Genomic DNA, 14,292 nt, shown 5'->3' on the forward strand with positions numbered 1-14,292 from the left:
CAGCCTCTACCAAATTGGCCCATGCAGGAAAGCCGCTTCGCCGCCGAGGCCACCAATCTCGTCAAGACCTTCGATGGAAAACGGGCTGTGGACGGGGTCAGCCTCGCCGTCCCCGAAGGCAGCATCTTCGGCTTCCTCGGGCCCAATGGCGCGGGCAAGACGACGACGCTACGCATGATGCTCGGCATCATCGATCCAGACGAGGGAAGCCGCAGCCTCCTCGGCCACGACCGCCCGCTCGAAGCGGCGCACGACGTCGGCTATCTTCCCGAGGAACGCGGCCTCTACCCGGCCATGACCGCGCGCGAGGCGATCGCGTTCATGGGCGCGCTGCGTGGCCTTCCGCTCGATGCGGGCCGCACCCGTGCAACGCAATTGCTCGAGGAGAACGGGCTCGGCGACTGGACGATGAAGCCGATCCGCTCGCTTTCCAAGGGCATGGCGCAGACCGTCCAGCTGCTCGGCACCATCGTCCACAATCCAAAGCTCATCATCCTCGACGAGCCCTTCTCGGGCCTCGACGCGATCAACCAGGGCAAGCTCGAAGGCCTCATTCGCGCGCAGGCCGCCGCGGGCACCACCGTCATCTTCTCGACCCACGTCATCGCCCACGCCGAGCGATTGTGCGAGCAGGTCGCGATCATCGCCAAGGGCAAGCTCGCTTTCTCGGGCGGGGTCGCCGCGGCGCGCGAACGGCTCAATCCGATCGTCCGGCTCAAGACCCGCGCCACCGACGGCCCGTGGCGCAGCGCGCTTCCCGCCGCCGCCACTCGTGACGGCGAGGAATGGCATTTCGAACTGCCCGACAGCGGCCCCGAACCGCTATTGAAGGCCCTCATCGAGGGCGATGCGGGCATCGAGACCTTGTCGATCGAACGCCCCGGCCTCCACGACGCCTTCGTCGCGATCGCGGGCGAGGCCGCCGCCGCCGAAATGGAGGAAGGCAAGTGAAGCTTCCCGAACTGCTGCGCGCCGCGCTCGTCATCGCGCGCCGCGACTATAGCGCGACCGTCCTATCGAAGACCTTTCTCTTCTTCCTGCTCGGCCCGCTCTTCCCGCTCGCGCTCGGCTTCATGTTCGGCAACCTTGGCGGCAAGATCGTCAAGGAAGCCGACCAGCCGCGGGTCGCGGTGGTGTCGAGCCAGGCCGATTACGACGCGCTCGTCGCCGCGCGCGACCGCCTCGCGCCGCTGGCCGAGGAGCGACCGATGGTCGGCCTCGTGCACCGCCTGCCCGAAGCCGACGCGAAAACCCAGCGCGAGGCGCTCCTCGCCGCCAAGGACACGCCCGTCCTCGGCGTCCTCGAAGGCGGGCTCGACGCCCCGCATTTCACCGGTGACGTCGACGAGGAGGGCCGCACGCTCAAGCAGCTTGCCTCGTTCGTCGATCTCGCCCGGCAAAGCGCTCTCGCCGCGCCGCCCGGCGGCGCCCCGCTCGGCTTCACCGCGACCAACGAAAGCGCGGGCTCGCTTGTCTCGATCCGCATGCTGACCGCGCGCGCGGGCCAGTTCCTGCTCTTCTTCCTGACCCTGCTGCTCGCCGGCATGCTTTTGTCCCAGATGCTCGAGGAGAAATCGAACAAGGTGATCGAGGTGCTAGCTTCCTCGGTCCCGGTCGATGCCATCTTCGTCGGCAAATTGTTCGCCATGCTCGCCATCTCGCTGACAGGCATCGCGGTGTGGTTCGCGGCCGGCATCGGCGCTTTCGCCATCTACGTCGATGGCGGGCTCGCCGCCGCACCGCCCGCCCCCGCGGTCGGCTGGCCGCTCTTCCTCGTCCTGCTGCTGGTCTATTTCTCGATGAGCTACCTGCTCGTCGGCGCGGCCTTTCTCGGCATCGGCGCGCAGGCCTCGACCGTGCGCGAAGTGCAGACCATGTCGATGCCGGTGACCATGCTCCAGGTCGTGCTCTTGCTCGGCGCGCAAGCGGGCGTGGGCAAGCCCGACAGCATCGAGGCGCTCGCTGCCGCCGTCTTCCCCTTCACTTCGCCCTTCGCGATGATCGCGCGCGCCGCCGAGCAGGATGCCATCTGGCCCCATCTCGTCGCGCTCGGCTGGCAAATGCTGTGGGTCGCGCTGATCCTCAAGCTTGCGGCCAAGCTGTTCCGCAAGAGCGTGCTCAAGTCGGGCAAGCCGTTCCGCTGGCCCTGGATGCGCAAGACCGCCTGATCAGGCGTCGGGCGCGGGCCCGATCTGCTCCCACAGCTCGATCTTGACCCCGTCGGGATCGAGCAGCCACGCGAACTTGCCGTAGGGCTCGTCGGCGCGGCCGAGGATCTCGACGCCCTTGTCCTCCAGCTCCTTCTGGAAGCTGTCGAGGTCGTCGACGCGGAAATTGATCATGAAGGGCTGCGTGCCGGGATCGAGATAGGTCGTATCCGCGGCAAAGCTGGATAGGAGCGAGAAGGGATCGTCCTGCGGCTCGTCCTTCCAGCGGAACACGGGCCCGTATTCGCCCGCGATGCCAAGCACGTCCTTGTACCAGGCGCTGGTCTTGTCGGGATCGGCGCGCTTCACGAACACGCCGCCCAGTCCGGTAATCCTGCCCATCAGTCCCTCCTGTCCCCCGCGTCCGTAGCAGACGCGGGGGAGGTGAGACAGGGTCAGACGTTCTCGGGGTAGATCGGACGGATGTCGATCGGGATGTCCCCCATCGTCCCCGTCACGGTCTCGGCTTCCGGATCGTAGGCGCCCCAGTCTTCGAACAGCTTGACCGCGCCGTCATAGTCGCCGTCGCCCTGGAGAACGACGATCCGGCGAACCAGCTCGGCGAGCGCCTCGTCGAACTTCTCGTCGACGACGTGGAAGCGCTTGGCCTTGGCGTCCCACTCGATCGCGCCGAGGTCGCGCAGGATGCGGTACTGCATCGCCGCGCCCTTGCCGTGCGCCTCGTTGGTGCCGAAGCGCATCGCGCGGAACAGGCCGACCACATAGGTACGGCGCAGCGCGCCCTTCTCCTCGGCGGGCAGCAGCCCCTCGTCCATCATGTAGAGGATGTTCCAGGCACCCATCGCGTCGGCCTTGGCCTCTTCGAGCCCCGAGCTCATCTCGGCCATGACCTTGTCGACCGTGGTCTCCTTGCCGTCGACCGTGATCGTGCCCGGCCCGAGGCTGTGCGAGAGTTCGTGGAACAGCGTCTCCATCGTCATGTACTTCTTGGAAACCTGCGCGGCGTCTTCCTTGGTCAGCACCAGCTCGGCCATCGGCGCGAGGATGCGGTCGTATTTCGCGCCCAGTACGTTGGCGAGGATCACCTTCTTGGCGCCCTTGGCCTCGCGGACCCGCTCGTCATTGGGCAGGTTAAAGGCGATCGTCTGCACGCCCGGCACATTGTCGCCGCCACCGTGGATCTGCTCGACCACGCTGATCGGGCTCTCGAAGCCGCGACGGAAATTCTTGTACTTCTCGTCGACCGGGAGATTGGCCTCCATGTCGCGCAGCTTCGCCTTGTAGACGTCGAGGGCGGCCGATTCCTCGGGATCGCGCAGGGTCACGAACGCCTCGAACGCGGTCTTCCGCGCATAGAGCGTGTCGGTGTAGACTTCGTACGGCCCGATCGCGACCTCGATCGGCGTGTCCTTCAAATCCATCCACGCCAGCTCGCTCTCGTAATAGTCGTCGGTGCGGAACGCCTCGGCGCGCAGCGTCAGGAACTTCTTGAGGCTCGGGTTGGTGGTGATCTCGGCAGCTTCCTCGAGCAGCTTGGCGGCCGGCTCGAGCCACTCGGCATATTCCTCGGAATAGGGCACCGCGACCAGGCGATCGCCGTCGCGCTTGACCACCGTGTAGGGCGACAGCAGCGCTTCTTCCTCGTCGGGGTGGGCGGCGATATAGGCGTCGAGATCGGCCTTGGTGAGGTCGGTCGGGTAGAAGCCCGCGCCGACCGGGCGCGCCTTGTCACCGTAGAAGGGCTTGTCCTCCTCGAGGCTGTCCCAGCTGCCGAAATAGGTGTCGAACCGCTCGAGCAGCGCGTCCTTGTCGGGCGCGTTCGAAGCGAGGATCGCCTCGCGCTTGGCGGGGTTCTCGGCATCGACCTGGCGGAGGTAGATCTCGCTCATCAGGTTGGCGGCTTCGATCAGCTTGTTGACCACCTGCTTTTCCTCGTCGGTGAGGAAGCTGGTGTCGGTTTCCATCTCGACGCTCGCCAGCTTGGCGAGCGCGGCAGCATCCGAGCCCTCCGCGGGCGCTTCGAGCTGCTCGCCCGTGTTGCAGGCGGCGAGCGGGAGGCTGAGGGACAGGGCGGCGGCGGCGCTGAGCCAGAGATGCTTTTTCATGGGCGCGGGGTGTAGCGCCTCTTGCAGCTTCCCCCAAGCGGGATTTCGACGGGCGGACTTGCGGGCGCGGTGCGTCTGCGCCAAGCGAAGACGCAGACGGGGCGAAAGCGGGCGATCATGACGACCATCCGGCACGGTATCGACACGCGCATCATCTGGGCGATCGCAATCCCCGCGATGCTGACCAATGTCGCGACCGCGCTGATCGGCATCGGCGACATGTGGATCGTCGGGCGGCTCGAGGATGCCGCGACGCAAGGCGCGGTCGACGTCGGCGCGCGCCTGTTCGCGCTGCTGTTCACGGTCATGAATTTCCTCAAGACCGGCACTACCGGCCTCGTCGCGCAGGGCGGCACGCGCCACGGTGTCCACGCGCAGGCCGAAACGCTCGTGCGCGGCCTCGTCATCGGGTTCGGCATCGCCGCCGCGCTTCTCCTCGCCAAGCCGGTGCTCCAGCCGCTCCTGCTCTCCGCCCTCGGCGCGCAAGGCGACGTCCTCGCCGCCGCGCGCGTCTATGCCGACATCCGCTATTTCACCGCGCCCGGCGTGATGGCCAACCTTGCCCTTGTCGGCTTCCTCGTCGGGCGCCGCCAGGTGCGCACCGCGATGGCGGTCGAGATCGGCTACAACCTCCTCAACGTCGGGCTCGGCCTGTGGTTTGTGCTCGGGCTCGACATGGGCATCGCGGGCATCGGCTGGTCGAGCTTCGCCGCCGAATATGCCAAGCTCGCGCTCCTCGCCCTGCTGGTCCTGCGCGGCGCGGCGGGCGGAGAGGTGCTCGCGGCCCTGCGCAACCGCTCGGTCATCGCATGGGCCTCGCTCAGGCCCTTCCTGTCGATCAACCGCGACCTGTTCCTTCGGACCGTCATCCTGATGATCGCGGGCGCCGCGCTGACCCGCATCGGCGCAGAGCGCGGCGCGGTCACGCTCGCGGCCAACGGCATCCTCTACCAGCTTTTCGTCTTCATGGCGCTGCTGCTCGACGGGTTCGAGAATGCCGCGCAGGTCCTCAACGGCGAGCGCTACGGCGCGCACGACCGCGTCGGCTTTCTCAGGGTGACCAAGGCGATCTTGTGGCGCGGCTTCGCCGTCGCCTTTCTGCTCGCCGCCGCCTTCCTGGTGACCGCCGGCCCCGTCATCGTCAGCTTCGCCGCCACCCCCGCGGTCGCGATCGCCGCCTTCAAGGTCGCGCCGTGGATGGTCCTCATCCCGCTCGCAGGCGTCGCCAGCTTCGTCTTCGACGGCGTCTTCGTCGGCGCCAGCTGGACGCGCGCGCTGCTGCTCTCGATGGCCGGCGCCGCGCTCGTCTACGCGCTCGCGATCTGGGCGACATGGAGCATGGGCAACCAGGGCCTGTGGGCCAGTTTCGCCCTGTTCCTCGTCGCCCGTGCCGCGCTGCAGGCGCTGATGCTCCCGCGCCTTGCCGAAGGCATCGCGGACGAGCGGCGCTAGTGGACGAAGCGCGCGACGACGTCGCGATAGGAGCGGCTGACCTTCACCTCGGCACCTGAATCGAGCACCAGGAAGCATTCGCCGTTGGTGTGCGGGCGGACCTGCTTGACCTGGTCGAGGTTGACGATGGTCGAACGGTGAACACGCTGGAAGCGGCGCGGATCGAGCCTCTTCTCGAGGTCCTTCATCGTCTCGCGCAGGATCAGCGTGTTGTCGCCGGTCTGGATGCACATATAGTCGCCCGCCGCATCGATACGCTCGATATCGCCGACGTCGACCCGGAAGATCTGACCCTGGTCGCGGATGTTGATGACCTGCTCGTAGCGGCTCGCCGCCGGGCGTTCGGAACCGTCGGTGATCGTCTCGGCCGCCTCCGGGGCGTGTTCCTCGAGCGCGGTCTGGAGCTTCTCCGCCTTGCGCGCGGCGCCCTTCTCCGACAGTCGCTCGCGTACCCTGTCGAGCGTCGCGGCGAGCCGGTCCTCGTCGACCGGCTTCATCAGATAGTCGACCGCCTGCGCCTCGAAGGCCTTGAGCGCGTGCTCGGAATAGGCGGTGACGAACACGAACAAGGGCGGCTCGACCTCCATCAGGCCGCTGATCACCGAAAACCCGTCGAATCCCGGCATCTGGATGTCGAGGAAGACGAGGTCGGGCTTGTGCGTCTTGACCGCGCGGATCGCCTCGCGTCCATTGGCCGCGGTGGCGATCACCTCGACGTCGTCATGCGCCTCGAGCCTCAACTGGAGGCCCTGGGTTGCAAGCGGTTCGTCGTCGACGAGGATGGTGCGGATGGTCATGAATTGTCTTCCGTTTCGTAGGGGATTTCAACCACAACGCTGAACCCCCCATGTTCGTTCGTTCTGGTCGAGAAACCGTGTGCGGCGCCATAAGCCTGGCTCAGCCGTTCGCGAATGTTGGCGAGCCCGACGCCGGTCGAGAGCGCATCGCCTGTCTGACCGCCTGGCCCGGGGCCGCTGTCGGCGACCTCGATCCGCACCGCCCGCCCCTCGCGCCGTGCGGTCACCCAGATGTCGGCGCCTTCTTCGGAGGGCGTCACCGCATACTTGATCGCATTCTCGATCAGCGGCTGGAGCAAGAGCGAGGGCAGACGCGCATTGACCGTGTCGGCATCGATCCTGAAATGCGGCTTCAACCGCTCCTCGAAGCGCATCTTCTCGATTTCGAGATAGAGCTTCAAGGTCTCGACTTCCTTGGCCAGCGGGACCTTGGCGGTCGGCTCGTTGACCAGCGTGTAGCGCAGGAAGGAGGACAGGCGCGAGAGCATCGCGTTGGCGCGCTCGACCTGCTTCAAGAGCACCAGCGTCGAGATCGAATTCAGGGTGTTGAACAGGAAATGCGGGTTGAGCTGGTAGCGCAGCATCGCCAGCTGCGCGCTCGATGCCTGCATCTCCAGCTTGGCGCGCTGGTCGATCTGTTCTTCCAGCAGCAGGTAGTAGTTGATCCCGTAATAGAGCGCCGACCAGGCCGCGAGCAACGAGAAGTCGAGGATGATCGCGCCGAGGAAGGCGACCCCGACCGGCTGGAAGTTCGGGTTGACGAAGGTCGACAGGCTCCACGTCTCGATGAACGAGAAGACCGCCGCGGCGATGGCGACCGTCGCCAGCGACACGATCGCGGTCAGCGTCACGCGCATCGCGATCAGCCGCTTGTAGAGCGAGGCCATCAGCAGCGTCAGCGAATAGCCGGTCGCGGTCAGCAGCAGGCAGTGCACGACGAACATCGCGCCCATCGAATTGGCGAGGCCGGACAGCGAGCGCAGGATGAAGAAGCCCGACCAGCCGAAACTCTGCAGTAGCCAGAAGGCGCGGTTCTTGTCGGCGAAGAAGGGCTGTTCGAGCCCGACACCCTCAAGGATCGGGCGCGCGGGGCCGGTGCCGCGGGGATCGGGGCGCGCGACCTTGGCCTTGAGCGACGCGACGCCGCGCGCCGCATTCTCGATCCCGACCGGGTCCTTCAGGCTGGAGACAGGCTCACTCGCCATGGATGGAGCAATGACCTTTCATGTGCGTAACATAAGCGCATGCACCGCGCGCGCATAGTGGTGGCGATGCTGCGTTCGTGGCGCTAGGGTCGCGCGACGGATCGAGGGTGCCGGGCGGCGAGCCGCCTGCTCCTCGCCCGGCGACCCTATCGCCGCCCAATTGAGGAGTTCGACCATTGGCTTTCCGCGTCCTGACCGTTTTCGCCGCAGCCCTCTCGCTGGTCTCGTGCCGCGGGGGCGAGGAGACGCCGCCGCCGGCCCCCACGCCCAAGGTCGAGATCGCCCCGATCCTCGACCGTGAGGACGCGGTCGACACGCACAGCTACGCCAAGCCGCTCGAGGCGCGCGTCTACCATGTCGCGCTCGACCTCGACGTCGACTTCCAAAGCCAGCGGGTGAAGGGGACCGCCACGCTCGCCATCGACGCCAAGCCCGACGCGACCGAGATCGTTCTCGACGATCGCGGCCTCGAAATCGAGAAGGTGACCGACGCCAAGGGCGCGCCGCTCGATTTCGCCATCGGCGAGGTCGACGAATCGCTGGGCGCCCCGCTCACCGTCAAGATCGGCAAGGCGCGCAAGATCGTGGTCCACTACACCTCCGCCGAAAACGCCAGCGCGCTGCAGTTCCTCACCCCGCAGCAGACCGCGGGCAAGAAGCATCCCTTCCTGTTCAGCCAGGGGCAGGCGATCGAGAATCGCAGCTGGATCCCGACGCAGGACAGCCCCGGCATCCGCCAGAGCTGGGAAGCGCGGATCCGCGTGCCCAACCCGCTCGTCGCGGTGATGAGCGCGCCGAAGGCCGGCGACAAGATCCCCGACGGCGACAGCCACACCATCTACCGCTTCAAGATGGACAAGTCGGTGCCACCCTACCTGATCGCGCTCGCGGTCGGGAACCTCGAATTCCGTCCGCTCGGCCTGCGTACCGGCGTCTGGGCCGAGCCCGAGACGCTGCCCAAGGCGGCCGCCGAGCTCGCCGACACCGAAAAGATGGTGACCGCCGCCGAGGACCTGTTCGGCCCCTATCTGTGGGACCGCTACGACATGCTCGTCCTGCCGCCCTCCTTCCCGTTCGGCGGGATGGAGAACCCGACGCTGACCTTCCTCACCCCGACCTTCATCGCGGGCGACAAGAGCCTCGTCAGCCTGATCGCGCACGAACTCGCGCACAGCTGGTCGGGCAACCTCGCCACCAACGCCACCTGGTCGGACTTCTGGCTCAACGAGGGCATGACCGTGTGGGCCGAACAGCGCATCATCGAGAAGGTCTACGGCAAGGAGCAGTACGACCAGAAGGTGCAGCTCTCGCTCGACGACATGAAGAGCGAGATCGACGGACTGGAAAAGCCCGGCGACAGCGCGCTCGCGCTCGACCTCAAGGGGCGCCACCCCGACGACGGCTTCACCGGCGTGCCCTACGACAAGGGCGCCGCCTTCCTGCGCACGCTCGAGGCCGCGGTCGGCCGCGACAAGTTCGACGCCTTCATGAAGGGCTGGTTCGAGCGCCATGCCTTCGCGCCCGTCACCTCGGGCATGTTCATCGAGGAAGTGAAGGACAAGCTGTTCGCCAACGACGAGGAGGCCTTCGAGGCTCTCGGGATCGAGGAATGGGTCTACAAGCCCGGCATTCCCGACAATCTCGAGCCCGGCAACACCGAGGCCTTCGCCGAGGTCGACGCCGCGATCGCCGCGTTCAACGAAGGCGGCGCCCCCGATGCCGCGGCCTGGAAGGGCTGGAGCACCGACGAGCGCCTGCGTTTCCTCGGCCGCATCGAGGAGGAGCAGACCACCGAGCGCATGGCCGCGCTCGACAAGGCATTGGGCCTGACCGGAACCGGCAACAACGAAGTGCTTTTCCTGTGGCTCAAGAAGGTCGTCGCCAACCGCTACGATCCCGCCGTGCCGCGCCTCGAACAGTTCCTCACCAGCCAGGGCCGCCGTAAGTTCGTGCGCCCGCTGATCGAGGCGCTGGCCGAGGACAAGGCGTGGGGCCGAGAGATCGCCGAACGGGTCTATCCCAAGGCGCGGCCGCTCTATCACCCGATGACGACGCGCGATCTCGACCTCTTGGGACTGCTCCCGGATGCCGGATAGCGCGTTTTTCGCCGAAGCCTTAACCGGGAAGTAACGCTCTTTGCCCTAGTGTTCCGCCATGATTCGACGCGGAATGGGCAATGTATCAAGCACCTGACCGGTATAAGCGCATGATTTCGGCGCGCCTTCCCGATGGCGCGGCGCTTGGCGTGTCCAGCGCGGACGACAAGAGCGGCTCCAGTCCGCTGCGCGACGTCCAGCTGATTTCGCGCGCCCAGCTCGCGCCCTTCTTCTGCGCCGCCAACATCGTCGCCTCGCTGCTGGTCGCTGCCTCGCTCCATGCCGCGCTCGACCTCGCCACCATGGCTGGCTGGATCCTCGCCGTGGGCGGGGTCAACCTCGCCGCGATGTTCGTCGCGCGTCGCCAGGCCGTGACCCATATCGGCCGTTCGGGCCGCCGCGTGCCGACCTGGGTGATGATCGGCGAAGTCGGCGCGCGCGCCGCGGTGTGGCTGTCGCTCCCCGTCTATTCCTTCTCCGGGCTTACGGGCCCCGACCAGGTCATCCTCGCCTCGATCATGGCGGGGCTCGGCATTGGCGGGCTCGGGCTCGTCGTGGTGCCGACCGCGGCCACCGTCTGGCTCGCCTCCTTCACCGCGGCCCTGTCCTATTCGCTCATCATCGCGCGCAACGCGGTGCCGTTCGAACACATGCTCTCGATCCTCTTCACGCTCGGCGTGGCGGTGATCGGCGTGATGACCGTGTCGCGCTGGGCGTTCCATCAGCTCAAGACCAACGCCGACGTCGGCTCCGCCAACGAAAGCGCCGGGCTGCTGCTCCAGGAATACGAGAAACGCGGCGTGGGCTGGCTGTGGCAGTCCGACGAGGACAACCGCGTCGCCTATTTGTCGAGCCGCATGGTCGCGCTTCTCGGCAAGCCCTCGAACGCGATCATCGGGCACAGCCTGCCCTCCCTGCTCGGCGGCCGCGCCGAACTGGGCAAGGTGCTGCTCGAAAAGAACAGCTTCACCAACCTCGAGATGGAAGTCGACACCTCGCGCGGCAAGCGCTGGATCTCGATGGCGGGCGACCCGATCATCGACACGGCGGGCCGGTTCGTCGGCTATCGCGGGGTCGGCTCCGACATCACCGAGGTGCGCGCCCAGCAGGAACGCCTGACCCACCTCGCCAACATGGACGTGCTGTCGGGACTGCCCAACCGCGGCCGCGTGCGCCAGCTTCTCGGCGAGGCGCTGCGCGAAGCGACCACGTCGAACGTGCCGTGCGCGATCATGTTTCTCGACCTCGACGGATTCAAGCCGGTCAACGATACGTTCGGCCATCCCAAGGGTGACGCCGTCCTCCAGGCGGTCGCCAAGCGGCTATGCGACGAGGTCGGCGACCGCGGCCATGTCGGCCGCATGGGCGGCGACGAATTCGCGATCATCCTCAACGACGGCCAGTCGCGGAACAATGTCGAACATCTCGCCGAGCGCATCGTCGCCTCGATCGCCGAGCCCTACATGATCGACCAGATCGAGATCCGCATCGGCGTCTCGATCGGCTGCGCCTTCGGCCCGATCGACGGCGCGACCGTCGACGACCTCATCCTCAAGGCCGACCTTGCGCTCTACGAGGCCAAGGGTGCGGGCCGCGGCTGCGTCAAGTATTTCTCGTCCGAGCTCCAGTCGGAACAGGAGGACCGCGTCCGCCTCGAAAGCGATCTTCGCAATGCGGTCACCGCCAACCAGTTCCACCTGCTCTACCAGCCGCTCGTCTCGGCCAAGGACCAGAAGCTGGTCGGCTTCGAAGCGCTCATCCGCTGGAACCACCCGACCCGCGGGCTCGTACCGCCGCCCGTCTTCATCCCCATCGCCGAGGAAAACGGCCTGATGATGCAGATCGGCGAATGGGTCATCGAGGAAGCCTGCCGCACGCTCGCCAAGTGGCCCGAGCCGATCACGGTGGCTGTCAACGTCAGCCCCAAGCAGATCGTGATGCCCGCGCTGCCGAACATCGTCAGCCAGGCGCTCGCGCGGCACCGCCTGCCCGGCAACCGCCTCGAACTCGAAGTGACCGAGGGCGTGTTCCTCGGCGACAACGGCCCCACGCTCGACGTGATGAAGCGCCTGCGCCAGCTTGGCGTCGGCATCGCGCTCGACGATTTCGGGACCGGCTATTCCTCGATCGGCTATCTCAACAAGGCCGTTTTCCACAAGCTCAAGATCGACGGCAGCTTCGTGCGAGAAGCCGGCACCCGCGAGGAGAATGTCGCGATCATCCAGTCGATCGTCCAGCTCGCCAAGTCGTTCCGCATGAACGTCACCGCCGAAGGTGTCGAGACGGCCGAGGACTTCGAGCGCATGCGCGATCTGGGCGTCGACACGATCCAGGGCTACCTGTTCGGCCGCCCCTTGAGCTACGAGCGCGCCAGCCAGATGGTCGAAAGCTACGCCCACCGCAAGGCGAGCTGAACGCCGTCCGAGCGCGCACGTGACAAGCGCGCCTAGCCGTGACACAACCTCCATCAAGCAAGGGGGTCATGGCGTTGGCGGATATCTTCCTTTCCTATTCGAGTGCGGACCGCGACCGCGTGTCCGAGATCGCGACCGCGCTCGAGGCCGCCGGCCATAGCGTCTGGTGGGATCGCCAGCTCGATGGGGGCGACGAATTTTCCAAGGATATCGAAAAGGCCCTGACCGAGGCCAAGGCGGTCGTCGTGTGCTGGTCGCCGGCCGCCGCAGACAGCCACTGGGTGCGCGACGAGGCCAGTTACGCCCGCGACGCCCACAGCCTCGTGCCGATATCGCTCGACGGCAACCCGCCGCCGCTGGGCTTCCGTCAGGTGCAGGCGATCGATTTCTCCCACTGGCCCGAGCGTCCCGGCGCGCTCGAGCGGCTCGAGAGCGCGCTCGCCAAGCGCGGTCTCGGCAATGGCCAGGCCGTCCAGCCCGAGCGCGTCGCTGCAGCCGGCGGTCGCCCGCGCTGGCTGGTGCCCGCGATCCTCCTCATCCTGGTCGCCGTGGCCGCCACCGCCTACATGATGATCGGCGGCGGCACCGCGAGCCGCGTCGAGGCGTCGAACGACCGTCCCGTGATCGCGGTCCTTCCCTTCCGCGCGCTGTCGAATGGCGACGACGACGCCTACTTCGCCGAAGGCCTGACCGAAGAACTCACCAATCGCCTCGCGACCCTGCCCGAGCTGATCACCGCGGCGTCCAGCTCGACCGCCTTCTTCCGCGGCAAGGACGTGCCGCCCGCCGAAATCGCCGCGCAGCTCAATGCCGCCTATCTCGTCACCGGATCGATCCGGCGCAGCGGCGAAAAAGTGCGCGTCTCCGCCCAGTTGATCGATGCCAGGGACGGCACGACCATGTGGGCCGACACCTATGACAGCAGTGTCGCCGACGCGCTTTCGGTGCAAGCCGACATCGCCGAGAAGGTCGCCGGCGCACTGGACGTCCTCCTCGACGGCGACAAGCGGGCGCAGATGGAAGCGGTCGGCGCCAAGAATCCGGAAGCCTATATCGAACTCGCCAAGGGCAACGAGATTTTCGAGCGTGCGCATGCCGACGGAACCTACGAGGATCTCGAGGAAGCCAACGTCCATTACGCGCGCGCCTTCGATCTTGCGCCCAATTTGTGGCAGGCCCCGCTCGCGGCGATCGACCATTGGGGCCATGTCGTGCTTGGCTATGCCCAAGGGTTTCCCTCCCGGCCCGGCGATCCGACCGCCGCAGATGCACAGCGCCGCATTCGCGAACTCGCCAATCAGGCAGAAAGCGCGCATCCCGACGGCCATGCGCCGCTCGCCCAACTCGTAGCCGTGGCGACAAGCGACGATTGGAGCGGGCTCCAGCGCCAGCTCCAGCAGATCAAGGCGCTCGATTGCCCGCCAGCCTCGTGGGCGCCCAACCTGACGCTCCCCTACGGACGCGTGGACGAATATGGCGACACGTTCCTGCGCAAGGAAAAATGCGCGGTTCTCGATTCCGGCACCTGGTACGACATTGGCAAATACTGGCTCGCCAAGGGCGACGGGGCCAAGGCGCTCGTGGCACTCGATCGCGACGCCGACCTTCGGGGCGCCGGACCGGTCATCGAGTTTCACCGCGTCGTCGCGCTGCTGATGCAAGACCGCGTCTCCGATGCCCGCGTTGCGGCCGGTCGAATCGATCAGGAGGATTTCCGCAAGCCGCCGACCGTCGCCATGCTCAATGCTTTTACGGGCGAGGATCGGCCGATCCCGCCTTTTGCCGAAGGCGGCAACGTCTACACGAAAATCTGGGTCGCCGCGCTGACGGGCGACCGCGAAACCGCCAACCGCGTCGCGGCCGAAGTGGATGCGCGGCCCAGCGGCCCCTTCCTGCTGGTGCTGCTGGGATCCGACTGTTTGTGCGGCGCGCCGTTCGACCTCGACGCCACGCCCAACCTCAAGCGCCAGCTGAAGCAAGGCGGCTTGCAGTGGCCGCCCTACGACCCGCTCGGCCTGCAGGCGAAGATCGCGAAACGCAAGAAGGGCTAGGCGC

At 66.8% G+C, this 14,292-nt stretch carries 10 protein-coding genes; 6 read left to right on the forward strand and 4 right to left on the reverse strand.

Going from position 1 to position 14,292, the window contains the following annotated elements:
- Window positions 1-21: 21 nt before the first annotated feature.
- Together NNY25_RS00105 and NNY25_RS00110 are read left to right on the forward strand one after the other, a co-directional pair.
- Window positions 22-951, forward strand: a complete 930-nt coding sequence (locus tag NNY25_RS00105; RefSeq protein ID WP_265569325.1) for an ABC transporter ATP-binding protein — start codon at window positions 22-24, stop codon at window positions 949-951.
- Window positions 948-2,168, forward strand: a complete 1,221-nt coding sequence (locus NNY25_RS00110) for an ABC transporter permease (protein WP_265569326.1) — start codon at window positions 948-950, stop codon at window positions 2,166-2,168. Before NNY25_RS00105 ends, NNY25_RS00110 begins: the two co-directional genes overlap by 4 nt.
- Here the strand turns inward: NNY25_RS00110 and NNY25_RS00115 are convergent, their stop codons facing one another.
- Both NNY25_RS00115 and NNY25_RS00120 read right to left on the reverse strand, forming a co-directional pair.
- Window positions 2,169-2,549, reverse strand: a complete 381-nt coding sequence (locus NNY25_RS00115) for a VOC family protein (RefSeq protein WP_265569327.1) — start codon at window positions 2,547-2,549, stop codon at window positions 2,169-2,171.
- Between the two features lie 53 nt (window positions 2,550-2,602).
- Window positions 2,603-4,273: a dipeptidyl-peptidase 3 family protein gene (locus NNY25_RS00120; RefSeq protein WP_265569328.1), complete on the reverse strand. Its 1,671-nt coding sequence runs from the start codon at window positions 4,271-4,273 to the stop codon at window positions 2,603-2,605.
- A 117-nt stretch (window positions 4,274-4,390) separates the two neighbouring features.
- Between NNY25_RS00120 and NNY25_RS00125 the strand changes: the two genes are divergently transcribed.
- A complete protein-coding gene (locus tag NNY25_RS00125) occupies window positions 4,391-5,725 on the forward strand; it encodes an MATE family efflux transporter (protein ID WP_265569329.1) in 1,335 nt (444 codons plus the stop codon).
- On the opposite strand, the gene NNY25_RS00130 is transcribed toward NNY25_RS00125, so the two are convergent.
- The gene (locus NNY25_RS00130) at window positions 5,722-6,522 is read right to left on the reverse strand and encodes a LytR/AlgR family response regulator transcription factor (RefSeq protein ID WP_265569330.1); all 801 of its coding nucleotides are present in this window, start codon (window positions 6,520-6,522) and stop codon (window positions 5,722-5,724) included. The two genes, NNY25_RS00125 and NNY25_RS00130, sit on opposite strands and share 4 nt — an antisense overlap.
- Window positions 6,519-7,727 carry a sensor histidine kinase gene (locus NNY25_RS00135; RefSeq protein WP_265569331.1) on the reverse strand — a complete coding sequence of 403 codons (1,209 nt, stop codon included), beginning with the start codon at window positions 7,725-7,727 and terminating at the stop codon, window positions 6,519-6,521. The genes NNY25_RS00130 and NNY25_RS00135 overlap by 4 nt, the downstream gene beginning before the upstream one ends.
- A 176-nt stretch (window positions 7,728-7,903) precedes the next feature.
- Between NNY25_RS00135 and NNY25_RS00140 the strand changes: the two genes are divergently transcribed.
- The 3 genes from NNY25_RS00140 to NNY25_RS00150 all read left to right on the forward strand — a co-directional run bounded on the left by NNY25_RS00140 (window position 7,904) and on the right by NNY25_RS00150 (window position 14,288).
- The gene (locus NNY25_RS00140; RefSeq protein WP_265569332.1) at window positions 7,904-9,823 is read left to right on the forward strand and encodes a M1 family metallopeptidase; all 1,920 of its coding nucleotides are present in this window, start codon (window positions 7,904-7,906) and stop codon (window positions 9,821-9,823) included.
- Window positions 9,824-9,933: 110 nt separating this feature from the next.
- A complete protein-coding gene (locus NNY25_RS00145; protein ID WP_265569333.1) occupies window positions 9,934-12,237 on the forward strand; it encodes a putative bifunctional diguanylate cyclase/phosphodiesterase in 2,304 nt (767 codons plus the stop codon).
- Window positions 12,238-12,305: 68 nt separating this feature from the next.
- On the forward strand, window positions 12,306-14,288 hold the full coding sequence (locus NNY25_RS00150) for a TIR domain-containing protein (protein WP_265569334.1): 1,983 nt from the start codon (window positions 12,306-12,308) through the stop codon (window positions 14,286-14,288).
- The last annotated feature ends 4 nt before the right edge of the window (window positions 14,289-14,292 follow it).

This window comes from Sphingomicrobium nitratireducens (assembly GCF_026157035.1).
Classification (GTDB): Bacteria; Pseudomonadota; Alphaproteobacteria; order Sphingomonadales; family Sphingomonadaceae; genus Sphingomicrobium; species Sphingomicrobium nitratireducens.